21 protein-coding genes are annotated in these 22,460 nt (G+C 63.6%); 12 read left to right on the plus strand and 9 right to left on the minus strand.

Annotated features, from left to right (window positions below):
• The first annotated feature begins 16 nt into the window (after positions 1-16).
• The 8 genes from H281_RS0116305 to H281_RS0116340 all read left to right on the plus strand — a co-directional run bounded on the left by H281_RS0116305 (position 17) and on the right by H281_RS0116340 (position 9,021).
• Positions 17-664, plus strand: a complete 648-nt coding sequence (locus tag H281_RS0116305; protein ID WP_020068201.1) for a helix-turn-helix domain-containing protein — start codon at positions 17-19, stop codon at positions 662-664.
• Positions 665-840: 176 nt separating this feature from the next.
• Positions 841-1,746: a DUF3348 domain-containing protein gene (locus H281_RS0116310; protein ID WP_020068202.1), complete on the plus strand. Its 906-nt coding sequence runs from the start codon at positions 841-843 to the stop codon at positions 1,744-1,746.
• A gap of 10 nt (positions 1,747-1,756) precedes the next feature.
• Entirely contained in the window at positions 1,757-4,201 is a 2,445-nt protein-coding gene (locus tag H281_RS0116315; protein ID WP_027804662.1) for a DUF802 domain-containing protein, read from the plus strand.
• 5 nt (positions 4,202-4,206) lie between these two features.
• Positions 4,207-4,854: an OmpA family protein gene (locus H281_RS0116320; protein ID WP_027804663.1), complete on the plus strand. Its 648-nt coding sequence runs from the start codon at positions 4,207-4,209 to the stop codon at positions 4,852-4,854.
• Positions 4,847-5,575 carry a DUF2894 domain-containing protein gene (locus H281_RS0116325; RefSeq protein ID WP_020068205.1) on the plus strand — a complete coding sequence of 243 codons (729 nt, stop codon included), beginning with the start codon at positions 4,847-4,849 and terminating at the stop codon, positions 5,573-5,575. The genes H281_RS0116320 and H281_RS0116325 overlap by 8 nt, the downstream gene beginning before the upstream one ends.
• A 57-nt stretch (positions 5,576-5,632) precedes the next feature.
• On the plus strand, positions 5,633-6,307 hold the full coding sequence (locus H281_RS0116330) for an HAD family hydrolase (protein ID WP_020068206.1): 675 nt from the start codon (positions 5,633-5,635) through the stop codon (positions 6,305-6,307).
• 288 nt (positions 6,308-6,595) lie between these two features.
• Complete coding sequence (locus tag H281_RS0116335; protein WP_027804665.1) at positions 6,596-7,567, plus strand: response regulator; 972 nt, start codon at positions 6,596-6,598, stop codon at positions 7,565-7,567.
• A 23-nt stretch (positions 7,568-7,590) separates the two neighbouring features.
• Entirely contained in the window at positions 7,591-9,021 is a 1,431-nt protein-coding gene (locus H281_RS0116340) for a sensor histidine kinase (protein WP_020068208.1), read from the plus strand.
• 22 nt (positions 9,022-9,043) lie between these two features.
• Here H281_RS0116340 and H281_RS0116345 read toward each other — a convergent pair whose 3' ends face one another.
• The 6 genes from H281_RS0116345 to H281_RS0116370 all read right to left on the minus strand — a co-directional run bounded on the left by H281_RS0116345 (position 9,044) and on the right by H281_RS0116370 (position 14,433).
• A complete protein-coding gene (locus tag H281_RS0116345) occupies positions 9,044-9,541 on the minus strand; it encodes an acyl-CoA thioesterase (RefSeq protein WP_020068209.1) in 498 nt (165 codons plus the stop codon).
• Positions 9,542-9,903: 362 nt separating this feature from the next.
• Entirely contained in the window at positions 9,904-10,851 is a 948-nt protein-coding gene (locus tag H281_RS0116350) for an alpha/beta hydrolase (protein WP_020068210.1), read from the minus strand.
• Positions 10,844-11,353 (minus strand): thioesterase family protein, encoded by a 510-nt coding sequence (locus H281_RS0116355; RefSeq protein WP_020068211.1) that lies wholly within the window; start codon positions 11,351-11,353, stop codon positions 10,844-10,846. Before H281_RS0116355 ends, H281_RS0116350 begins: the two co-directional genes overlap by 8 nt.
• Positions 11,354-11,457: 104 nt before the next feature.
• Positions 11,458-12,423, minus strand: a complete 966-nt coding sequence (locus tag H281_RS0116360; RefSeq protein WP_020068212.1) for an L-carnitine dehydrogenase — start codon at positions 12,421-12,423, stop codon at positions 11,458-11,460.
• A gap of 68 nt (positions 12,424-12,491) precedes the next feature.
• Positions 12,492-13,421 carry a BKACE family enzyme gene (locus H281_RS0116365; RefSeq protein WP_020068213.1) on the minus strand — a complete coding sequence of 310 codons (930 nt, stop codon included), beginning with the start codon at positions 13,419-13,421 and terminating at the stop codon, positions 12,492-12,494.
• 46 nt (positions 13,422-13,467) lie between these two features.
• The gene (locus H281_RS0116370) at positions 13,468-14,433 is read right to left on the minus strand and encodes a choline ABC transporter substrate-binding protein (RefSeq protein WP_020068214.1); all 966 of its coding nucleotides are present in this window, start codon (positions 14,431-14,433) and stop codon (positions 13,468-13,470) included.
• A gap of 366 nt (positions 14,434-14,799) precedes the next feature.
• Here H281_RS0116370 and H281_RS0116375 point away from each other — a divergent pair, with 366 nt between their 5' ends.
• Both H281_RS0116375 and H281_RS0116380 read left to right on the plus strand, forming a co-directional pair.
• Positions 14,800-15,807, plus strand: a complete 1,008-nt coding sequence (locus tag H281_RS0116375; RefSeq protein WP_027804666.1) for a GlxA family transcriptional regulator — start codon at positions 14,800-14,802, stop codon at positions 15,805-15,807.
• 113 nt (positions 15,808-15,920) lie between these two features.
• Positions 15,921-16,244, plus strand: coding sequence for a DUF4148 domain-containing protein (locus H281_RS0116380; protein WP_020068216.1), 324 nt, complete (start codon positions 15,921-15,923; stop codon positions 16,242-16,244).
• Positions 16,245-16,312: 68 nt separating this feature from the next.
• Here the strand turns inward: H281_RS0116380 and gabD are convergent, their stop codons facing one another.
• The 3 genes from gabD to H281_RS0116395 form a co-directional block, all read right to left on the minus strand.
• Entirely contained in the window at positions 16,313-17,773 is a 1,461-nt protein-coding gene (gabD, locus tag H281_RS0116385; protein ID WP_020068217.1) for an NADP-dependent succinate-semialdehyde dehydrogenase, read from the minus strand.
• Between the two features lie 11 nt (positions 17,774-17,784).
• Complete coding sequence (locus tag H281_RS0116390) at positions 17,785-19,074, minus strand: 4-aminobutyrate--2-oxoglutarate transaminase (protein ID WP_020068218.1); 1,290 nt, start codon at positions 19,072-19,074, stop codon at positions 17,785-17,787.
• A 234-nt stretch (positions 19,075-19,308) separates the two neighbouring features.
• Positions 19,309-20,145 (minus strand): DMT family transporter, encoded by an 837-nt coding sequence (locus H281_RS0116395; protein ID WP_020068219.1) that lies wholly within the window; start codon positions 20,143-20,145, stop codon positions 19,309-19,311.
• A 300-nt stretch (positions 20,146-20,445) separates the two neighbouring features.
• Here H281_RS0116395 and H281_RS0116400 point away from each other — a divergent pair, with 300 nt between their 5' ends.
• A complete protein-coding gene (locus H281_RS0116400; protein WP_020068221.1) occupies positions 20,446-21,480 on the plus strand; it encodes a M14 family zinc carboxypeptidase in 1,035 nt (344 codons plus the stop codon).
• Complete coding sequence (locus H281_RS0116405; RefSeq protein ID WP_020068222.1) at positions 21,477-22,352, plus strand: alpha/beta fold hydrolase; 876 nt, start codon at positions 21,477-21,479, stop codon at positions 22,350-22,352. The genes H281_RS0116400 and H281_RS0116405 overlap by 4 nt, the downstream gene beginning before the upstream one ends.
• The last annotated feature ends 108 nt before the right edge of the window (positions 22,353-22,460 follow it).

The raw sequence follows: 22,460 nt of genomic DNA on the forward strand, positions 1-22,460 counted from the left end.
AGCGGAATCCGGTGAGATGGCCAAAGTAGCAGTGAAACAACAGGCGGCGTTAGGACATGAAGCGCCGCCCTTGCTCGATCACAAGCTGGTGGGCGCGCATTTGCGGCAGGCGCGCAAAACGCGCGGATTGACGCTGGCCGAACTGTCGGAGCGCTCGGGTATTGCGGTATCGACGATCTCGAAGGCGGAGCGCGGCGACATTGCGCTGACCTACGACAAGTTCGCGGCGCTGGCGCATTCGCTGGAACTCGAATTCGACGCGATCTTCGGGCGGCGTCGCAAGCCGGCCGCCGGTGCGATGAAGCCTTCTTTTACGGCGGCTGGCAAGCAGCAGATTTACGACACGCCGAACTACGAGTACGGGATGCTGGCGAACAGTCTGACCGGCAAACGCATGATGCCGATGCGCGCACACATTCACGCCCGCGCCGTGTCCGACTTTCCCGAATACATCCGGCACTCGGGCGAAGAATTCGTTTTTCTGCTGAGCGGCAAACTCGAACTGCGCTTCGAGAACGGCAAGTCGTTCAAGCTGATGCCGGGCGACAGTCTTTACTTCGATAGCTCGGTCGGGCACATCTATCTGAGCGTCGGTGACGAAGACGCCGATGCGCTCGTGTGCTGCGTCGATACGGACGAACATCGTCCCCGCGGGGCCATTTGAACGAATGCGTTTGCGCTCGTGCGTCGCGTGACCACGGGGCCGCGGGCCAGACGCGCAGCTCTACCGAACGCAATATGCTGGGCCGCGACACGTCCCTGTTGCGGACCGATCTTTGGGGGACGGAAGCCGTCGTCCGCGTCAGCGTGTAAACTGCTGACTTTTTTGCATCCGGTGGTATGTTGCAAGCCCTTCAGCGCACAGCTCCCAGCGGCCCGGCGCTCATCCGCCTGCTGGCGCGTTTCGCCGATGCCGATGTCCTCGAACCCCGGCAATCGCTGTCCGACAGGCTGAGCCAGTGGCTCGGCTGGACGGACGCGATTGCGCTGTCTTCGGCGCTTACTGGCGCGCCGCCCTCGGTGCCTGCGGCCGCGCGAGCGTTCGGCAGCGCGGAGGAGGCGGAATGCGCGCGCGTGCGTGCGTCGCTGGTCAAGACCATTACGGGCGACAGCGCCTTTGCCGTCGCGAGGCGCCGCGGTGCCGGGTACGTCGAGCCACAGGCCGTGCCGGCGGACTACGCGTTGTTTCGCCAACGCTACCAGGCCATGCAGCAGTCGATGGAAACGGGTGTCGGCAATCTGCGCGGCCGGCTGCGGGCGCTGCTCGCCGCGAAAACTCCCGCAATGGGCCGCCTTGCGCTGCTGGACGCCGTGATGGAGCGCGCGCTCGGCGAGCGTGAGCGGAATCTGCTGGCGAGCGTGCCCGTGCTGCTCGCCGGGCACTTCGAGCGGCTTCGCGAGGCCGCGCAGCAGGCGCAAGACAAGGACCCGGCGCCGGACGACGGTACGCAAGCGGAGAGTGCAGCGAGCCGCGCCGCAAGCACGGCAGCAGGCAACGCCGCAGCCGCAGCCGCGGCCGGCAGTGCCGCGGAGGGCAGCGTTGAGCCGAAGGTCCACGTCCAGGCTCAGCCCCAGCCCCAGCTGCAAGCGCCCGCTCTTGACGCTGCGCCGATGCCCGCCCAAGCGGTCGCGTCCAATGCGTGGCTCGACGTTTTCCGCAAGGACATGCAGAGCGTGTTGCTTGCTGAGCTGGATGTTCGTTTACAACCGGTCGAAGGGCTGCTCGCCGCCCTTCGTACTCGCTAACTGGGACACTATGTCCAGATTTCGTATTGAATTCGTTGTGTTCGCGGCAGGTCTCGCCGCGGTGTGCGGCATCGCTATCGGCTATGTCGGTTCGAACTGGCTGGCGCTGGCCGTCACGTTACTGATCGGCGCCTGCTATCTGGCGGGCGCGCTCGAATTGCGTCGCTATAGCCACGCCACTGGGACGCTCGCGCGTGCCGTGGCCGGTTTATCCGAGCCGCCGCAGCAGCTAGGCGCGTGGCTCGAACTGCTGCATCCGGGTCTGCGTAACGCGGTGCGACTGCGTATCGAAGGCGAGCGCGTTGCGTTGCCGGGCCCTGCACTGACGCCTTATCTGGTTGGCTTGCTGGTGCTGCTCGGCATGCTCGGCACTCTGCTGGGCATGGTCGTGACGCTGCGAGGCACGGGCATGGCGCTCGAAAGCGCGACCGACCTCGCAGCGATCCGCGCTTCGCTGGCCGCGCCGGTCAAGGGGCTCGGCTTCGCATTCGGCACGTCGATCGCGGGCGTCGCAAGCTCGGCGATGCTCGGCCTGTTGTCAGCGCTCTGCCGTCGCGAGCGGCTCGAAGCGGCGCAACGGCTCGACGTCAAGATTGCGACGAGCTTGCGCATCTACTCGCAGGCTCATCAGCGCGACGAAAGCTTCCGGCTCTTGCAAACGCAGGCTGAATTGATGCCGACGCTCGTCGATCGCCTGCAAACCATGATGGCGGCGATGGAGCAGCACAGCCTCGCTTTCAACGAGCGCCAGCTTGCGAGTCAGGAGGCATTCCACAGCAATGCGCAGGTCGCCTATACGCGGCTCGCGGCGTCGGTGGAGCAGTCGCTGAAGCGAAGTATCGCGGACAGCACGCGCGCGGCCGGCGAGGCGCTGGAGCCCGTCATGCAGGCAACGATGGCCGGCCTCGCGCGCGAGTCCGCGGCGTTGCACGCGAGCGTGGGTCAAGCGGTTCAGCAGCAACTGGATGGCCTGTCGAGCGGGTTCGAATCAGCCGCTGCGACGGTCGCCGACATCTGGAGCAAGGCGCTTGCGGGCCAGCAGCGTTCGAACGAGGACATGACGCAGCAGTTCCGCGCGTCGCTTGAGCGCTTTACACAGACTTTCGACGAGCGCTCGGCCGGCCTGGTCGACGGCGTGTCCGCGCGGCTGGAAGCCGCGGCGGGCAACGTCTCGCAGGCGTGGAAGGAAGCGCTTTCGCGTCAGGAGCAGGCCGGCGAGACGCTTGCAGTGCGGCACGAGCAGGCGCTCGCTGCCGCGGCGGCGAGCTTCGAAGAGCGTTCGGCGTCGTTGGTGCGGACCGTCGGGCAGTCGCATGCGGATCTGCGGACTGAACTGGCTTCTCAAGACGAAGCGCGGCTCGCGGCGTGGACGGCGACGCTGGCCTCGATGGCGGCCAATCTCGGCAAGGAGTGGCAACAGGCAGGCGAGCGTAATGAAGAGCGGCTCACGGCGTGGACCTCGAAACTCGATTCGATGGCGGCCAGCCTCGGCAAGGAATGGGAGCAGGCGAGCGAGCGCAGTGAAGAGCGGTTGACGGCGTGGACCTCGAAGCTCGATTCGATGGCGGCCAGCCTCGGCAAGGAGTGGCAGCAGGCAGGTGAGCGTGATGAAGAGCGGCTCACGGCGTGGACCTCAAAGCTCGATTCGATGGCGGCCATGCTCGGCAAAGAGTGGCAGCAGGCAGGCGAGCGTAATGAAGAGCGGTTGACGGCGTGGACCTCCAAGCTCGATTCAATGGCGGCCACGCTCGGCAAGGAATGGCAGCAGGCCGGCGAGCGCACGGCGAGCCGTCAGCAGGAAATATGCGACACGCTTTCGCGGACCGCGACCGATATCGCTGCGCAAACGCAGGCGCACGCGAGCGAGACCATCGCCGAAATATCGCGGCTCGTGCAGGCAGCGTCGGAGGCACCGAAGGCCGCCGCCGAAGTGGTCGCGGAACTGCGTCAGAAGCTCTCGGACAGCATGGTGCGCGACACCGCCATGTTGCAGGAGCGCAGCCGCTTGATGGAAACGCTCGAAACGCTGCTCGATGCTGTCAACCATGCATCGACGGAGCAGCGCACGGCGGTGGATGCGCTCGTCGCGACGTCGGCGGATCTTCTCGAGCGTGTCGGGACAAGGTTCACCGACAAGGTCGAAACCGAGGCGGACCGGATCGGCGCGATTGCCGCGCAGATCATCGGCGGCGCCGTCGAAGTGGCGAGCCTCGGTGAAGCGTTCGGCTCGGCCGTTCAGCGTTTCGGCGAGTCGAACGACAAGCTCGTCGCGCATCTGGAAAGAATCGAGGCCGCGCTCGACAAGTCGCTCGCCCGCAGCGACGAGCAGCTTGCGTATTACGTCGCACAAGCACGCGAGGTGGTCGATCTGAGCGTGATGTCGCAAAAGCAGATCGTCGAAGATCTGCAACTGCTCGCTGCCCAGCGCGCCACGGATGGAGCCGAGGCAGCATGAGCGTGATGAGCGAGGACATCGACGGCGGCGTGGAGCAGGGCGCGCCGATCTGGGCGGCGTTCGGCGACCTGATGTCGGTGCTGCTCGGCGCGTTCATGCTGATTCTGGTGGCTGTCATCGGCGTGCAGCTCGAACTGTCGAACAAGCTCGACCAGGAGGTCAAGCAGCGTCAGCTTGAAACGCAGCGCCGCAAGACGCTCGAGCAGGCGCTGGCGGGGCCGCTCGCGGCGGGCCGCGTGACGCTGGTGAACGGACGTATCGGCATCAGCGGCAACGTGCTGTTTGCGCTGAACTCCGACCAGTTGCAGCCGCAAGGGCGCGATCTGTTGAAGAGCCTCGCCGGGCCGTTGTCTGCGTATCTGGGCGCGAACGACCAGATCCTGATGGTGAGCGGCTTTACCGACGACCAGCGGCTGCGCGAAGGCAACCGTCGTTTCGCGGACAACTGGGAATTGTCGGCGCAGCGCGCGCTGACAGTGACCCGCGCGCTGATCGATGCGGGGGTGCCGGCGTCGTCGGTATTCGCTGCGGCGTTCGGCTCCGGACAACCCGTTAGCTCGAATGCCGACGAACCAGGACGGGCGCGCAACCGTCGCGTGGAAATAGCGCCGGTTCCGAGGCCGTCGGCTGCGGCAGGCAAGCCCCATGAGTGACAGCGCGAACGTCGACGCAAGGCCGACGCCGGGTGTGCCGCAGGCCGGAAGCACGGGTGAAACGGTGCACGCGTCCGAGGCAAACCACCCACCCGGGACCGCGCCGACGAATTCCACCGTGCAAACCCCGCGCGCCACCCTCGACGCGTGGCGCGAGCGCGGCGCCGACCGCCTTGATCCGCTGCGTTTCGCTTTCATCGACGCGTTCGAACGACGTGCCGCCGCGCACACCGGCGCTGCGCGCCACGTGCTCGACGAGAAGCTTGCCGCGCTGCTCGAAACCTATGCGCGCAAAGTCGACCAGGCGGTGACCACCGCCGGTCATTCGTCGTCTCCGGATGCGCCTGCAAGCGGCACGCTTGCCGAACTCGTCGGCTACATGCAAGACGAGCCGCGGCACCCTGCAAGCGAACGGGCCCCCTACCCGGAGCTTCCCGCTCTCGACTATTTCAGGGAAACCTGGGCCAAGGTCCGCACTGAAAAGCAGTTGCGGCAGTCGCTGCAACCGGCGCCCGGCAATGCCGGTCCGCTCAATTCGAGCAGCCTCGTGCACCGTTCGCTGTCGCTGATGCGCGAGTTGTCGCCGGGCTATCTGAAACAGTTTTTGTCGTATGTCGACGCGCTGTCCTGGATGGAGCAATTGAGCGGCGGCGTCCCGGCCAGCAAGGATGCGCCGCGCGCCGGGGCGTCCGCCAAAGGCACTCGCAGCAAGTCCCGCTGATGCCGGACGGCGTGTGCCGTGGCATATTGGTGGGGTAGCCATCGAAAGGAGCCCACCATGCGAATCCAGACGTCATTTTTATTCGATCTCGACGGCACGCTCGTCGACAGTGTTTATCAGCACGTGCTGGCGTGGAAAGAAGCGCTCGACAGCGAAGGCATTCCCCTGTCGGTCTGGCGGATTCATCGAAAGATCGGCATGAGCGGGGGACTCTTCACCAATCAGCTTCTGCGTGAGACCCACGGAGAGATCAGCGCCGAGCGCAGCGAGCGTCTTCGTCATGCGCACGCGGCTGCCTATCAAAACTTACGCGCGCAAGTATGTCCGCTGCCGGGCGCGCGCGAACTGCTCGATGCCTTGACGCAAGCGGGCACGCCCTGGGCGGTGGCGACCAGCGGGCGCATGGAAACCGCTGCGGTGAATCTCGAAGCGCTCGGCGTCGATCCGGCAAAAGCGGTCGTCGTGACGCGCGACGACGTTAAATATGCGAAGCCCGACCCCGACCTTTTCCTCGCCGCGGCCGAACGCCTTGGCGTTGAGATCGAACACTCGGTCGTGGTAGGCGACAGCATCTGGGACATGCTCGCGGCGCGGCGCTGCCGCGCGCTCGGTGTCGGATTGCTGTCGGGCGGCTACGGCACTGAAGAGTTGGAGCGTTCCGGCGCGCTGCGCGTCTACGACGACCCCGCGGCGCTACTCGACCATCTCGACGAAGTCGCTTCGCGGCCCTAATCACGAGCATCGCGCGGCCGCAGTCAACGCGGCCGCGGTGGCTCGTTCCACCCATGCTCATCCGGTTGATTCAACGCGCATAGGCTGCCGGCGCCACGCGTAACTTTGTACTGTTCGCGCCAAGAGCCCTGTACTATATGGTGAAACGGGGCCGGCCCTGCAACCTGCAATAGTTGACCGGCGTGTACGCATATGGCGGCGCGCCGGTATGTTCCATGAGCTCATGCGGTGGCCGGCGAGCCTGTCACGGTAACGCTCTGCGGCGGCCCGACGAACCACGCTAAAAACATGAACAAGTTTATTCGACCACCCGTCTCCTATCCGACAACGGTTGTTTTCGTCGACGACAACGACAACTACCTCGACGCCCTGCGCCGCTTCTTTCCGGACGTTTCCACCAATCTGTTCTTCTCGCGTCCGCAAGCGGGGCTTGCGTTCATACGCCAGCATGCGCGTGAGAACTCGCTGGAATTCGCGCCGGCTTCAGCATGCTTGAGCGAGACCGGTTTTGATCGCTTCGTCGAGTCATCGCCGCAGCGAGATGTGCTCGCGCGGGCAACGCGTTTCTCGGAAGTGGCAGCCGTCGTAGTGGACTACGACATGCCGGGCGTGAGCGGTGTCGAGTTTCTGTCCTCCATATCCAACCTGCATTGCGCGAAGATTCTGCTCACAGGCGTCGCGGACGAAACTGTCGCTGTGAAAGCGTTCAACGCCGGCATTGTCGATTTATATCTGCGCAAGACCGACGCCGATTCGGCGAACCGGCTCGTCCACTTCCTCAAAGACGCGAAGAACCGCCACTGCTCCGAAATGGGCTGGCTCGCGTTGGGCGAGAACGGCATGACGTATTGCGACCCGCGCACGCGCAAGGTGCTGGACGAAGTGGTGAAGGACAAAGGCATCGTCGAGTATTACTGGCGGCCCGAGCAGAATGCGATTCTCATGTTCGATCGCGAGGGAAGGGGCAGTGTCTTCGTCGCGTGGGCCGAGCACGACTGGATATCTCAGGGCGAGATCGTCGCAGACGAAAGCGGCCCCGCCGAGTTGCTGAAACAGATGGCAGTGCGCGAAGTCATGCCGCTTTTCTGGCCGCATCTCGCCTACCGCTCGGGCGTCGAATTCAGAATGCTCAAGCCGCAACCCATTCCCGGCTGGGGCGACGCGTTCTACTGCTGGAGCCCGATTGAGACGCCCGAAGTGGTCCAGGCCGGCGTCAGGCCGCTCACGTTCGCGCAGTGGCGGAGCGACCGGGCACGCTAACGTCTGCCGGCACGTCGAGCAACATGTACGCCATCCCCACTGCCTTCGTGTCGGCCATGTTCGTCGTGTTCGGCCTCTACGTGGTCATCACGCAAGGGGTGACGCGGCTCTCGGTGCCTTTCCTCCTGATGTGCGCGGCGACTTTCGCATGGCAGGGCACATGGACGCTGCTGTTCCAGACCAAAGATACGGAAGTCGCCGGCTTGCTGGTTCGCGTCGGCTATCTCTTCATTCTCTTTCTGCCGACCACGTTCTATCACTTCGTCACCGAAGTTGCGGCGCGGCGCCGGGAGCGGCCGCTGCTGCTGGCGTCGTATGGTCTGTGTTTCGTGCTCGCGGTGTTGCTGCCAGGCAATGAAGTCGTTGCCGGTTATCAGCATTATTTCTTTGGCTACTATCCGATTGCCGGGCCGCTGCATCCGCTGCATGTCGTGCAGACGGTGCTGCTTGCCGCGCGCAGCGGCCAGCTTCTGCTTGGCGCGCGAAAAAATGCTGGCGGGCAGGGGCGCCGGCGTCTGGACCTGTGTCTCGCCGCGCTTGGTCTCTACTCGTTTGCAGCCGTCGACTATGCGGTCAACTATGGCTACCCGTTCTATCCGCCTGGCGTGTTGTTCATCGCGCTGAGTCTGGGGCTGCTTGCCATCACGATTGTCCGCTACCACCTGATTCACCCGTATGCGCTTGCAGCTACCATCGCGCACGAGATCGCCACCCCGCTAGCCACGATCGGCATGCACGCCGACGAGATCGCGAGCGTCTGGAGTCATGTTTTCAAAGGCTATCGCCTCGCCGTCGCGCACGGCTTGTATGACGACGAAGAACATTCCGGCCAGTCCGAGCGCATCAGCCAGCTTGCCACGGCGATCAGACGCGAGGTGTCCGGCACGAGCGCGATGGTCGAAATGGCGCTGGCTTCGTACACGCTTGACCGGCTCGACCGCAGCCGTTTCAGTGCCCATCCGGTACGGCAGTGCGTGGACTCCGCGCTGGAACGCTACCCGTTTCGCGCCGACGAACGCGAGCGCATCACGATCTTGCCGATCGATCCGATGCTGCGCTTTTCCGGCTCCGATACGGTGGTGGTCTTCGTGTTGTTCAATCTGCTGAAAAACGCATTGCATGCGATTCATGTGAAAGGCGAAGGGCAGATCACGATCAGCGCGCTGGAAGACCAGGATTTCTGCATGCTGCAATTCCGCGACACGGGCCCAGGCATTGCGCCGGACGTTCTGCCGCATATCTTCGACGCATTCTTCTCGACCAAGCGGCACGGCAGCGGCGCGGGCATGGGACTCGCGTTCTGCCGCCGCGCGACGGAGCTGCTGGGCGGCAGTATCGAATGCACGTCGGTGCGCGGTGCGCACACCACTTTTATCGTGCGGCTGCCGCTGCCGGGCTCGGCAGCGGACAGGGCATTGTCCAGGTCGCCGGTACGCGAAGCGCGCCGGCGTTGAGACTTCGGTTGAGCGCTGTGGCTTATTCCGTCAGCGCCGACAACGGCAACTCATACTCCTTCACACGGTCGACGATTCCATCCGGAAAGCGGCGGATCTTCCGGTCGCGCCCGGCATACAGAATCTGCTGATAGCCTTGCGACACCTTGCGCCCGTCGACGCAAAAGCGGAACAGCAAGTACGCCGAGCACTGCCTTACTTGCACCGTGTTCAGGTAGCAATCGACCCGCTGGAACGGAAAGGTTTCATGCACGTATTCCTGGTGCGCCCGCTTGGTCACGAACATGCCGTCCGAGCCGAGCAGGTTGTCGTGAATGCACTCGTGGAACCACCGCTCGCGGCAAACGCCTTGCCACTCGAAATAGCGGGCGAAATACGTGTTCATGAACGCATTCGAATCTTTTAGATAGATGTCGAAAGAATGGACAAAGGTTTTCGGCGAATCCATTACCAGCGGGCTGTCCGAAAGATGAGCATTGCCACGATTCAAAGCGTGAGGGATAGCTTCTCGCATCAACATACGATTTTCCTTTTACAGGAACGGCTGCTTGTGGCAGCCACACATGCCGGCCAGCACGGCGGGCACATCCCATTCTCTTGGGGAAATGGCTGATATGGCTATTCGCGCGCAACAAGCGCCCGCAATTCGTGCGCGGCTCGCACGACGGGGCCCTGGTGAACGGACCATCAGTCCGACGACAGTGTTGATGCAGCGATTCTTTTATTCAGTGGGTCAGCCAACAGAACAAATCGAACTGCGACGCCGAATGCGGCAATGGGTATGAGCGGGAAGGAAACCCGCTATGCAGCGCGTTTCAGGTTTAATGACCGATTGACAAACGGCGTTTATCGAAAGCGCATAAATCACACGGCAGTTGCCGTTCACACCGCGTGAGCATTAGCGGACAGAAAGCGGCAGACTTCGCCATGCATCGCCTGCACGCCCGGGCTCGATTCGATAGCGCGCCAGCATCCATGTACGAGTCCTGTGCCGATCCACAGGTGCGCTTCTCCGCCGGCAGCCTGAATGCGTTCGGCGAACACACGCGCGTCGTCTCTCAGCGGATCGTGTTCGGCGCCTATCGCAAGCGTGGGCGGAAGTGCGTCATAACGCGTGGCGTCGAGCGGGATGGTCCACTTGGGGTATGGCGCCGTTTCGCCCCAATACATGTCGCGAAACGCGTGGACGTCGGTGAGCGTGAGCATGGGCGCTTGCGCTTCGGTATCGCGTGAGGGCGGCTGCGGGTCGGTGCCGAGCATCGGATAAATCAGCGCAAGACCGCTTATTCCTTCGACGCCCTCGTCGCGCAATCGCATCGCCACGCTGGCAGCGAGCGTGGCGCCGGCGCTATCTCCCGCGAGTTGCAGCGTGGCGCCGTCAGGCAAATCGAAGGGCAGCCGCCGTTCCAGCGCCGCGAGCGTGACCTCCATGCAGTCGTCATGCGCGGCCGGTGCGCGGTGTTCGGGCGCGAGCCGGTAATCGACGGCGATTACATCGAGGCCTGTATCCGCGGCAAGGCGCGCCGTGATGACCTGATGACTGTCGAGCGATCCGAGCACGAAGCCGCCACCGTGGAAATACAGCACAGTGCCGCGCGGCATCGCGCCCGCATTCGCACCGTTGCGATACAGCCTTAGCGCAATCGAATGGCCTGCCGCGGACAGGAATTGCGCGTCTTCGGTGACGACTTCTGCCGGCAAAGGCGGAGTGAGCGCAGCCGCGTAGCGATCGTAGATTTCGCGCTGCTCGCGCGGCGTCAACGAGGTGCTATGCCCCGGATAGACCGCGGCGGCTCGCGCGATAAATTCAGCCATCTGCGGCTCAAGCATGTTGGCTCCGGCTACGTTGTGCGGCGGCGGGCAGGCCGATCATGCGGCCCGCGTAGGTCGCGGGCTGCAACGCGGCATGTGCGTCGGCCAATTCCTGCACGCGAGCGGCCACGTCGGCATCGAACGCGACCGAGCGCGGCCCGCTCGTGTCGACGTGCAACAGCATCTGCTCGCCCGCCGCGACCGGCGTGTCGCTGCCGTCGGCGAACATCTCGAGGTAGAGTTGCAGCCGCTTGGCGTCGCACCCGAGCACGCGCATATCGACCCGCACGCGCGTGCCTTCCTTGATTTCGTGCAGATAGTTGATGTGCGCTTCGAGTGTGTAGATCGAGCGGCCACGCTCCTTGCGCACGGCGTCCGGCAAACCGATCTGGTCGATCAGCTGGTCGGTCGCGAAGCTGAAAATCAGCATGTAGAACGCGTCGCGTAAATGGCCGTTGTAATCGACCCAATCCGCGCGCACCGTGTCGCGATAGCAGGGCAGGGCAGCGGTTTGCAGCATGTTGCGGAGTCTCCTTGTCTGATGCCTCGCCTGCTTCGCGCTTGGCGGCGTACATGGCGGAAGCGGCGCGGCACGGTGCGGTGCCGCGCGTTGCGAGGCTCGCGTCATTCCGCCGGCGTCAGTCCGTGCCGCGCCTTGGCTTCGCCGATTGCGGCCAGCACACTCGTGATGCAGTCGTCGCGATAACGCTCCAGCTGCTTGATGGAGCGCGGGCCGACCTGCTCGGCGGTGCCGTCCACGACGCGGTCGATCAGTTCGCCGGTCAGCTTCGGCGCTATCAGTTTAGTCCACGGCAACTCCAGAGCGGGACCGAACTGTTGCATGAAGTGGCGCATGCCTGCATCGCCGCCTGCAAGGGTGTAAGTAAGGAACGTGCCCATGAACGACCAGCGGATGCCGGCGCCGAAGCGGATGGCGTCGTCGATCTCGCCGGTGGTCGCCACGCCTTCGTTGACGAGATGCAGGGCCTCGCGCCACAGCGCTTCGAGCAGCCGGTCCGCGATAAAGCCGGGCACTTCCTTGCGAACCCGCAGCGGGCGCATTGAAAGCGAGCGGTAAATGTGCAGCGCGGCGTCGATGGTTTCTGGCGCTGTGCGCTCCCCGCCGAGCACCTCGACGAGCGGCAGCAGATACACCGGATTGAACGGATGCCCGACGATGCAGCGTTCCGGATTCACAGCCCGCGCGTAGAAGTCGCTCGGCAATAGCCCCGAAGTGGACGAAGCGATGATCGCGTCCGGCTTCGCGGCGCGGCTGATCTGCTCGTGCAACGCGAGCTTCAGTTCTTCCCGCTCGGGCGCGCTTTCCTGAATGAAGTCCGCGTTCGCGACACACGCTTCGATCGTATCGACGAAGCGCAGTCTCGACTGCGACGCGCCCTCGGCGAGGCCGACGCGTTGTAGCGCGGGCCACGCATTGGCGACGTTCTCGCGCAGCTGCTTTTCCGCGCCCGGTGCGGGGTCCCACGCGATCACATCGAGCCCGTGCGCGAGCGCGCGCGCCACCCAGCCGCTGCCGATCACGCCCGCGCCGATCGCGGCGAATGTTTTGATATCGACGATCACTGCCATTGCTGACGTTTCCTTGTTTGCCTATGAGTTCTTCGATGCCCTAGCCATTCGTGAGCAACGCCGCACGCTTAAACGTATTCACCGGCCACGCGTCGTTCGAGTTGCCGTTCTCCGCGCGCGGGCAGGCCGAGCTTGCGTCGCCCTTCGGCGGGTGTCAGCGCACGTCCGCCCAGGCGTTCGATGATTTCCACCGCGCGCTGTACGAGCGTGCCGTTCGTTGCGGGCACACCCTTATCGAGCCAGATGTTGTCTTCGAGGCCCACTCGCACATGGCCGCCGAGCAACATCGCCTGCGCGACCATCGGCATCTGCATGCGGCCGATGCCGAAACCCGCCCATTGCGCGCCAGGCGGGAGGTTGTCGGCCATGGCTTTCATCGTCGTGGTGTCTGCGGGCGCGCCCCACGGAATGCCGAGGCAAAGTTGAAACAGCGGCGGCGCGTCGAGTAGGCCTTCCTTCAGCAATTGTTTTGCGAACCACAAATGGCCGGTATCGAAAATTTCCAGTTCCGGCTTCACGCCGAGTTCCTGAATGCGCGCTGCTCCGGCACGCAGTTGCGCGGGCGTCGAAACGTAGATGTAGTCGCCATCGCCGAAATTGAGCGTGCCGCAATCGAGCGTGCAGATTTCCGGCAGCAATTCTTCGACGTGCGCGAGGCGCGTCAGGCCGCCGACCAGATCCGTGTTCGCGCCAAAGCGCATCGGGTCTTCGCCGGGACCGATTTCGAGGTCGCCGCCCATGCCCGCAGTCAGATTGATGATGACGTCCGTGCCCGACGAGCGAATCCGGTCGACTACCTCGCGATACAACTGCGGATCGCGGCTGCCGCGTCCGGTTTTCGGATCGCGCACATGGCAATGGGCGACCGTGGCGCCCGCTTTCGCCGCTTCGATCGCGGCCTCGGCGATCTGCCTGGGCGTGACAGGGATGGCGGGATGCTTGCCGACTGTGTCGCCCGCGCCGGTGACCGCGCAGGTCACGATGACTTCATGGTTCATGCTTACCAGGTCCTGTAAATGAAAGTGTCACGACTCGCGCGCCGACTCATAGCCCGAGGTAGGCCTTGACCGCGGGCAAACCGTCCTTGCCGTCGTAGGTCTTGACGCCAACAAGCCATGCGTCGAGTACTTGCGGGTTTTTCTTCAGATACGCCTTCGCGGCATCGGAGGGCTTTTGCTTGTTCATCACCGATTGCATGACCAGGTTCTCCAGTTGCGTGGAGAAGCGCAGGTTGCTCACGAGCTTGCCGGCGTTCGGGCAACGCGTCAGATAATCGGGCGACGTCAGCGTATAAACGCGCGCTTCGCCGTCGTTCGGACCGAATACGCCCTCGCTGCCGGACAGGTATTTCATGTCGATCTGAATGTTCATCGGATGCGGCTCCCAGCCGAGAAACACCACCCATTTCTTGTCGCGGATCGCGCGGTCCACGGAAACGAGCATGCCCGCTTCGCTCGATTCGATCAGCTTGAATCCGCCGAGACCGAACTGGTTGGTCGCGATCATTTTCTGGATGGCTGCATTCGCACTGCTGCCGGGTTCGATGCCGTAGATCTTGCCGTCGAGCTGATCGCGATGTTTGGCGATGTCCGCGAATGTTTTGAGGCCCGCGTCATACGCATAGGCGGGCACCGCGAAGGTCGCCTTTGCGCCCGTCAGATTGGGCGGCTGCAACACCTGGATCGATTTCGATTCGACGAACGGCGCGATGGCTTTTTCCTGCACCGGCCACCAGTAGCCGAGCGACACATCGAGCTGCTTGCTCTTCAGGCCCGCGAACGAAATCGGCACGGAAGCGACGGTGGTAACCGGCTGATAACCGAGCCCCTCGAAAACGGTGGACGCGAGTGCAGTTGTCGACGTGATGTCAGTCCAGCCGATGTCCGCGAAATGCACGGCGCGGCAGGTGGCCGGGTCCTGCGCAAACGCAGGCAGTGCGGTAACGGCGCCGGCGAATGCGGCGGCGAGGTACGCAAGCCGGGCCAGCCGCGTTTTGATGCGTAATTCCATGACGTTCCCCTATTGACGCTTGTGCGCGTTTAACCGCGCGTTGTCGAATGGACCGCTTACCGGTGAGGCTGCAAGGCACGGCTGCCATCTCACGAAATCGCCTGCCTCGATGCCCTAACGTTAATGCCCCATATTGCCGCCAAAGCGACCGTCAGCGACCCGTTCTTGCTTCCACGCGACAACAAGGGAAAACCAGCATGCGCCGACGTTGCCGTGCGGTTGCAACGCAGCAATTGGCTGGGAGATTTTTGGCACGCCTTGCCCGCCCGCGACGCGCTTGCTACGCTCGCCCGGAACCGCGGGGCGGCTTGCGCTTGCCGCTTTCGTCTCGCATCTTCGTCTTCGCATCTGACCGGGTCCCGCGCAATGCCTGAAGAGATATCGTTCCTGCTGCTGCCTGGTTTTTCGGCGATCGGCTTCATGTCGGCGGTCGAGCCGTTGCGCGTTGCCAATCGCTTTCGCGGCGAGCTCTACCGCTGGCGCATCGTGAGCCTCGACGGCACACCGGTCGCAGCCAGCAACGGCATTTCGATTAACGCCGACGCGGCCATCGCCGAAGTGAACGATGCGCGGCTGCTGTTCGTGGTGGCGGGCTTCGAGCCGCTCGCCTGCTACACGCGCGAACTGGCCGAGTGGCTCAGGCGCCTGGACCGGGCCGGCGCGACGCTCGGCGGGATAGACACGGGCAGCTTCGTTCTCGCGGAAGCTGGGCTGCTCGGCGGCGAGGACAACGTGACCGTGCATTGGGAGGCGTTGTCGGCGTTTCGCGAGCGCTATCCGTCGCTGAATGCCAGTCAGGAACTCTTCGAAATCGGCGCGAGGCGCATTACATGCGCAGGCGGCACCGCGTCGATCGACATGACGCTCGACCTGATCGGCCGCAAGCACGGCGCGGCGCTGGCTTCGGCGGTGTCCGAGCAGTTCGTGGTGAGCCGCATCCGTCAGCGCTCCGACCATCAACGCATGGAGATCGCAGCACGCTACGGCGTGCACAACCGCAAGCTGATTCAGGTGATCGGCGTGATGGAGCAGCACATGGAAGAGCCGTTGACGCCCGACCGGCTCGCCCAGGAGATCGGCGTGACGCGCCGGCAGCTCGAACGGCTGTTCTGCGCGTCGCTAAAAGACACGCCGACGCACTTTTATCTGCAGTTACGGCTTGCTCGCGCGCGTGAGTTGCTGCAGCAGACCGACATGTCCATTACGTCGATTTGCGTCGCGTGCGGGTTTGAATCACCGTCGCACTTCTCGCGGACCTATCGCGCGCGATTCGGCACAAGCCCGCGCAGCGACCGTCAGGTGACCGGCGGTCTCGTGTCGAAGAACGCGCTAATCAGCGCGCATGCTGCCGAATTATCACAAATACGACAATAGTGAATTCTATGATCTGGGGTTTACCCTAGGTTCTTGGCCTCCTAAACTGTGTCCATCTGCTGAAGACAAACCGCCTTCAGCCCAGCACAGAACAATCTCTGGAGGTAGTAATCATGAAATCCCTGATCGAAGCTGCCGTTATCGCCGCTCTTATCTCTGCACCGCTCGCCGCTTTCGCGCAATCGAACCAGCCGGTTACCCGCGCTCAGGTCCGCGCCGAACTGATCCAGCTGGAGAAGGCGGGATATAACCCGGCAACGTCGAACGACTACGATTACCCGGCAAATATCCAGGCTGCCGAAGCGCGCGTCGCCGCACAGAACCGTGCGGCTCAAACGAGCGGCTACGGTTCGGCAACGAACGGCTCGTCGCAAGCAGGCAACCGCGCTGAAGTGACGTCGAGCTCGTATTCGGCTCCGGTCTACGTCGGGCAGTAACGGAAAGCGGCGCGGCGCCTTTCGCCGCGCGAAAAAAAACGGCACGCTTTTGCGTGCCGTTTTTGCGTTCAGATTCCACCCACGCACATGTATTTGATGACCACGTAGTCGTCGATGCCATAGTGCGAGCCTTCGCGCCCCAAGCCCGACTGCTTGACGCCGCCGAACGGCGCGACTTCGTTCGAGATGAGTCCTGTGTTGATGCCGACCATGCCGTACTCCAACGCTTCGGCGACACGCCAGACGCGTCCGATGTCGCGGCTATAGAAGTACGATGCGAGGCCGAACTCGGTGTCGTTCGCGAGCGCGATGACTTCCTCGTCCGATGAAAACCGGAACAGCGGCGCAAGCGGACCGAAGGTTTCGTCGCGCGCCACTTTCATGTCGGGCGTGACATCCGCGAGTATGGTCGGCTCGAAGAAGCCGTGACCGAGCGCATGACGCTTGCCGCCCGTCACGACGCGCGCGCCTTTGGCGAGCGCGTCTTCGATATGCGACTCCACCTTGAGCACCGCCGCCTCATTGATCAGCGGACCTTGTGTGACGCCTGCCTCGGTGCCGCGGCCCACGGTCAGTTGCTCGACGGCGGCGCGCAGCTTCGCGGCGAACGCGTCGTACACCTTGTCGTGCACGTAGAAGCGGTTCGTGCAAACGCAGGTCTGGCCGCTATTCCGATATTTCGATGCAATCGCGCCGGCCACGGCGGCGTCGAGATCGGCGTCGTCAAAAACGATGAACGGCGCGTTGCCGCCCAGTTCGAGTGACACCTTTTTTACCGTTGGCGCGCACTGCGCCATCAGCAGACGGCCAACGGGCGTCGAGCCGGTGAACGACAGCTTGCGCACGATCGGATTGCCGGTCATTTCCGCGCCGATCGCTTTCGGCTCGCCCGTCACCACGTTGAACACGCCGCGCGGTACACCTGCGCGTTCGGCCAGCACGGCGAGCGCGAGCGCCGAAAGCGGCGTCGCTTCCGCCGGCTTGACGATGATCGGGCAGCCCGCTGCGAGCGCCGGACCGACTTTGCGCGTGATCATGGCGGCCGGAAAATTCCACGGCGTGATCGCCGCGCAAACGCCGACGGGCTCCTTCGTCACGACAATGCGCTTGTCGTTTGCGGGAGTCGGAATGGTGTCGCCGTTCAGCCGCTTGCCTTCTTCCGCGAACCATTCGAGGAACGAGGCCGCATACTGGATTTCGCCCTTTGCCTCGGCAAGCGGCTTGCCTTGCTCGGTGGTGAGAATGAGCGCGAGGTCGTCGGCGTTCTCCAGCATCAGGTCATGCCATTTGCGCAGGATCACCGCGCGCTGTTTGGCGGTGCTCGCGCGCCATGCGGGCCATGCGGCGTTGGCGGCGTCGATGGCGCGGCGCGTTTCCGCGGTGCCCATGCGCGGCACCGTCGCGACGACTTCGCCGGTTGCGGGATTCACAACTTCGAAGGTAGAGCCGTCGTCGGCGCCTTGCCATTCGCCCGCGAGATAGGCGTGGGACTTCAGCAGAGCCGGGTCTTTGAGAGTGAGCGTGGTCATTGGGCGTTTCCTCAAGCTGCGACAGCTACGCTGTCCTTGATGACGTCTTCGAGAATCGCCAGCGCTTCGTCAAAGACCGTGTCCTCGATCGTCAGCGGGAACAGGAAGCGCACCACGTTCGAATAGACGCCGCACACGAGCAGCAGCAAGCCGCGTTTGAGCGCGCGTGTTTGCACGCGTTTCGTGAATTCAGCGTCGGGTTCCGTGCTGCCAGGCTTGCAGAACTCGACGGCCACCATGCCGCCCGGGCCACGCACGTCGGCGATTTGCGGCGCCTCGTTTTGCAGCGCGATCAGCTTCGCCTTGACGCGGTCGCCGAGGATCGTAGCGCGCTCGCACAGCTTCTCTTCGTCAATGATGTCGAGCACCGCAAGCGCGGCGGCCACCGCCAGCGGGTTGCCCGCATAGGTGCCGCCGAGCCCGCCGGGCGCGGCCGCATCCATGACGTCGGCGCGGCCGATCACGCCCGACAGCGGCATTCCGCCCGCGAGACTCTTGGCAACCGTCATCAGATCGGGCACCACGTCGTAGTGATGCATTGCGAACAGCTTGCCGGTGCGGGCAAAGCCGGTTTGCACTTCATCGGCTATCAGCAGAATGCCGTGCTCGTTGCAGAGCTTGCGCAGCGCGCGCACGAACTCGGCCGGCGCGGGATAGAAACCGCCTTCACCCTGAACCGGTTCGAAGATGATCGCGGCCACCCGTTTTGGATCGATGTCGGCCTTGAAGAGGAATTCGATGGCCTTCAGCGAATCGGCCGTGCTCACGCCATGCAGCGGATTGGGGAACGGAGCGTGGAATACGTCGGACGGGAACGGACCGAAGCCCGCCTTGTACGGCGCGACCTTGCCGGTCAGCGCCATGCCCATCAGCGTGCGGCCGTGGAAGCCGCCGGTGAAGGCAATCACGCCCGGACGGCCGGTCGCGGCTCGTGCAATCTTGATCGCGTTTTCAACGGCTTCCGCGCCGGTCGTGAAAAACGCGGTCTTTTTCGGATGATCGCCAGGCGCGCGCTCGTTGAGCTTTTCCGCGAGTTCCACATACGACGCATACGGCACGATCTGATACGCCGTGTGCGTGAAACGGTCCAGCTGGTCGCGAATGGCGGCGACGATCTTTGGATGACGATGGCCGGTATTGCACACTGCGATTCCCGCAGCGAAGTCGATGAAGCGGCGACCCTCCACATCCCATAGTTCCGCGTTCTGCGCACGCTCTGCATAGAAATCGCACATCACGCCGACGCCGCGCGGCGTGGCGGCATCCTTGCGGCTCTTCAATTCTGCGTTCTTCAGGTTCATCGCGTGGCTCCTCTGTGTCGGCGGACGCCGCGCGTCGCGCGGCACATGGAGCGACTATAGTTAGATTTGGCTCTTAGCTTCAGAGCCATTTAAATGAAAACGGTGGAGCCAATTGGGGGCGCTGAGGAGAAGGGCGGCGCCTGCGTGAGCACGCCAGGCGAAGTTCGAGATTGAGAATTTGCAGTTCCGAAGCGGCAACTTGTCAGCGCAAGGCCGCTGACCGCGCCGCCAGCATCAAATGCGGATCAGCACCGCACCCAACGTCACCAGTGCACATGCAACGATGCGCCGCGCAGTGAGCTTTTCCCGCATGAAAAGCCAGCCGATCAACACCGCGAAGATCGAGCTCAACTCGCGTAGCGCGGAGACCATCGCAATGGGCAGATAACGGTACGCCTCGATGATCAGGCAATACGCGACGAGCGCGAGCGCGCCGGACGCCATGCCCTTGAGCACCACCGAGCGGCCGATGAAAAGCCCTTTGGCGCCGCCGCGCCAATGCCATGCGAGCAGAAACTGCGGCACGTTCCAGATCAGATAGACCCACATGATGTAGCTAAGGCCATTGCCTGCGACGCGCGCGCCGATTCCGTCGACGACCGAATATGTCGCGATGAAAAATCCCGTCAACAGTGCGAACGGCACGCTTTCGCCGGAGAAGCGCATGCCGCGGCGAAACGCGAGCGAGACAATCCCGATCGACACCAGCGCGACGCCTATCGCGGCGAGCGGTTTGAGCGATTCATGCGCGAATACCAATGCGCCGACGAAGACGAGCATCGGCGACAGGCCGCGCGCAATCGGATAGATCTGCCCGAAGTCGCCGCTTCGATAGGCGCGGATCAGCGCCAGCAGATAGCCGAACTCCAGGACCACCGACGCGAAGATGTACGGCCACGCGGCGGGCGCCGGCAATGGCAGGACGATCACACCGACCGCGCTCACGGCGATGTAGGGAATCGCCATCATGCCGAGCAGCCACACACGGTCTTCGGACAGATGCAGGAAGGCGTTCCACGTGGCGTGCAGGAGCGCCGACAGCAGGACCAGCAAGACGACAAGGGTTTCCATCGAAGGTCAGGACAGGGCTGGGTTGGCTGGCCTGACTGCTGGCCGCAAGCCCGTGATTATTCCAGCAGAAGACGCAAATGGATGAGTGCACGACCAAAATGGAGGGGCTTTATGAGGAAAAAGGAGGCAATTTGTGGCGCGCCGGATGACGTCATGATGACGTCCATGCGACGTTAATATGACGCGCGTATGTCAGCGTTTCGCCTCTGCGCAGCCGTCATGCATCCCGACCTTCGGCCAGGCTATATTGCTTCATTCGCCGTGCCGTCCCCGATACCCAGCACTCCTCGCGACGCCCCCATGCAGCCTTTGAGCTTCCTTCCCGACAGCTTTGCCGAGTACGAAGATCTCAAGGCGATCCTCGATCAGGGCAGTGCGAGCTTTGCGATCCGCACGCTTTGCGAGACGACGGTGCGCGGCCGGCGTTTCGGCGTGCATACCGCGAGCATCGGTTCGACCGATCCGCGCGCGCCGGCCATCGGCTTCTTCGGCGGGATCCATGGGCTCGAGCGAATCGGCTCGCAACTCGTGCTCGATTACATGCGCGCGCTGCTTGCACGGCTCGAATGGGACGAACTGCTGGTCCGGCAACTTCAGTCGATTCGCCTTATCTTCGTGCCGATCGTCAATCCGGGCGGCATGTGGGCGGCCACGCGAGCCAATCCGAACGGCGTCGACCTCATGCGCAACGCGCCGCAAAACGCGGACGAGCGCGTGCCGCTGCTGGCGGGCGGCCAGCGCGTCGGCGCGTGGCTGCCGTGGTATCGCGGACGCCGCGGCGCTGCGATGGAAGCCGAGGCCGCCGCGCTGCTGCAGGTAGTCGAAACGGAACTGGCCGCGCGGCCCTTGAGCATCGCGCTCGATTGCCATTCGGGGTACGGCTGGAACGACAGCATCTGGTTTCCGTATGCGCGCACGCGCAAGCTGATGCCGCATCTGCCGGAAATGTACGTGCTGAAAACCATGTTCGAGCGTTCGCATCCGCATCATGGCTATACGTTCGAGCCGCAGAGTCATCAATATCTGCTGCACGGCGATCTGTGGGACTTCGCGTACGACCGCGCGCCCGCACCCAACGTCTTTCTGCCGATGACGCTAGAACTCGGTTCGTGGCTATGGATCAAGAAGAACCCGCGGCAATTGTTCTCGCGTCAGGGGATCTTCAATCCGGTGAAGGCGCATCGCACGGCGCGTGTTCTGCGGCGCCACGCGAACCTGCTCGATTTTCTGGCGCGCGCCGTTTTTTCGGCGCAGCGCTGGCTGCCGCAAGGCAATCGCCGCGAGCAATTGCTGCAAAGCGCGATCGATCACTGGTACAGACCGGACAACGCATGAGCACGTGGATCTTGCTGCGCGGACTGACCCGCGAGACACGTCACTGGGGCCGTCTGCCCGATGTGTTACGTGAAGCCGCGGGCGCTTCGGGCGTGAGCTTGATCGACTTGCCGGGCAACGGCGAATTTGCACACTTGCGCGCGCCAGCGACCGTCGCCGGGATGGTCGACTTCGTGCGCATTGCTGCTGTGCAAGGAGTGGCGGACGGCACGAGCACGGTCGGCGCCAATCCAACGGATATATCCACGCGCGGCCCATTCAACGTGCTGGCGATGTCGCTCGGCGGCATGGTCGCGACTGCCTGGGCGCAACGGTACCCCGACGAAATCGGGCGCCTTGTGTTGATCAACACGAGCATGCGTCCGTTCAGCCGCGTACACGAACGGCTGCGTCCGTCCGCATGGCCGGATCTTTTGACAACAGCCATGCATTGGAACGACGCGGTGCGCGCTGAGTCCGCCATTCATCGATTGACTTGTAATAACGTCGATACCCTTGAAGCCGATCTGCAATCATGGAGCATGATTCGCCGCAGCGCGCCGGTGAGCCGCGGCAATGCGTTGCGCCAGTTATCGGCGGCGGCGCGCTTTACCGCAGGCGCGGCCAAACCGGCTTGTCCGCTGCTGATTCTGTCTTCGCATGAAGACCGGCTCGTCGATCCGGTTTGCTCCGCGAAGCTGGCCGCAGCGTGGGGCGCGTGTCATCGCCAACATGCATGGGCAGGCCACGACCTGCCGCACGACGATCCCGCGTGGGTCGGCGAACAGGTGAGTGCATGGCTTGCGCACGAAGCCGCCGAAGCCGCCGAAGCGGACCACGTGCGGCAAATGGCGATTGCGCGCTTGCAGCATAAGGCCGGGCAGCGGGTATAACCTAAGTCGGTGCATGGGTCGCATTGCGGCGTGCAGGCGCATAATCCTTGTTCAGACGATGCATGCGATCCGGGCGATACCCGCCACTGCCGACAGCCGGGGAGTTCA

The sequence above is a fragment of the Paraburkholderia caledonica genome, from assembly GCF_000383275.1.
Classification (GTDB): Bacteria; Pseudomonadota; Gammaproteobacteria; order Burkholderiales; family Burkholderiaceae; genus Paraburkholderia; species Paraburkholderia caledonica.

Coding starts and splice junctions, on each gene's coding strand:
- H281_RS0116370 (WP_020068214.1), bottom strand. CDS start 14,433: ATGGAATTACGCATCAAAACGCGGCTGGCCCGGCTTGCGTACCTCGCC.
- H281_RS0116390 (WP_020068218.1), bottom strand. CDS start 19,074: ATGAACCTGAAGAACGCAGAATTGAAGAGCCGCAAGGATGCCGCCACG.
- H281_RS0116405 (WP_020068222.1), top strand. CDS start 21,477: ATGAGCACGTGGATCTTGCTGCGCGGACTGACCCGCGAGACACGTCAC.
- H281_RS0116320 (WP_027804663.1), top strand. CDS start 4,207: ATGAGCGAGGACATCGACGGCGGCGTGGAGCAGGGCGCGCCGATCTGG.
- H281_RS0116345 (WP_020068209.1), bottom strand. CDS start 9,541: ATGTTGATGCGAGAAGCTATCCCTCACGCTTTGAATCGTGGCAATGCT.
- H281_RS0116380 (WP_020068216.1), top strand. CDS start 15,921: ATGAAATCCCTGATCGAAGCTGCCGTTATCGCCGCTCTTATCTCTGCA.
- H281_RS0116395 (WP_020068219.1), bottom strand. CDS start 20,145: ATGGAAACCCTTGTCGTCTTGCTGGTCCTGCTGTCGGCGCTCCTGCAC.
- H281_RS0116315 (WP_027804662.1), top strand. CDS start 1,757: ATGTCCAGATTTCGTATTGAATTCGTTGTGTTCGCGGCAGGTCTCGCC.
- H281_RS0116375 (WP_027804666.1), top strand. CDS start 14,800: ATGCCTGAAGAGATATCGTTCCTGCTGCTGCCTGGTTTTTCGGCGATC.
- H281_RS0116305 (WP_020068201.1), top strand. CDS start 17: ATGGCCAAAGTAGCAGTGAAACAACAGGCGGCGTTAGGACATGAAGCG.
- H281_RS0116365 (WP_020068213.1), bottom strand. CDS start 13,421: ATGAACCATGAAGTCATCGTGACCTGCGCGGTCACCGGCGCGGGCGAC.
- gabD (WP_020068217.1), bottom strand. CDS start 17,773: ATGACCACGCTCACTCTCAAAGACCCGGCTCTGCTGAAGTCCCACGCC.
- H281_RS0116360 (WP_020068212.1), bottom strand. CDS start 12,423: ATGGCAGTGATCGTCGATATCAAAACATTCGCCGCGATCGGCGCGGGC.
- H281_RS0116355 (WP_020068211.1), bottom strand. CDS start 11,353: ATGCTGCAAACCGCTGCCCTGCCCTGCTATCGCGACACGGTGCGCGCG.
- H281_RS0116325 (WP_020068205.1), top strand. CDS start 4,847: ATGAGTGACAGCGCGAACGTCGACGCAAGGCCGACGCCGGGTGTGCCG.
- H281_RS0116400 (WP_020068221.1), top strand. CDS start 20,446: ATGCAGCCTTTGAGCTTCCTTCCCGACAGCTTTGCCGAGTACGAAGAT.
- H281_RS0116310 (WP_020068202.1), top strand. CDS start 841: ATGTTGCAAGCCCTTCAGCGCACAGCTCCCAGCGGCCCGGCGCTCATC.
- H281_RS0116330 (WP_020068206.1), top strand. CDS start 5,633: ATGCGAATCCAGACGTCATTTTTATTCGATCTCGACGGCACGCTCGTC.
- H281_RS0116350 (WP_020068210.1), bottom strand. CDS start 10,851: ATGCTTGAGCCGCAGATGGCTGAATTTATCGCGCGAGCCGCCGCGGTC.
- H281_RS0116335 (WP_027804665.1), top strand. CDS start 6,596: ATGAACAAGTTTATTCGACCACCCGTCTCCTATCCGACAACGGTTGTT.
- H281_RS0116340 (WP_020068208.1), top strand. CDS start 7,591: ATGTACGCCATCCCCACTGCCTTCGTGTCGGCCATGTTCGTCGTGTTC.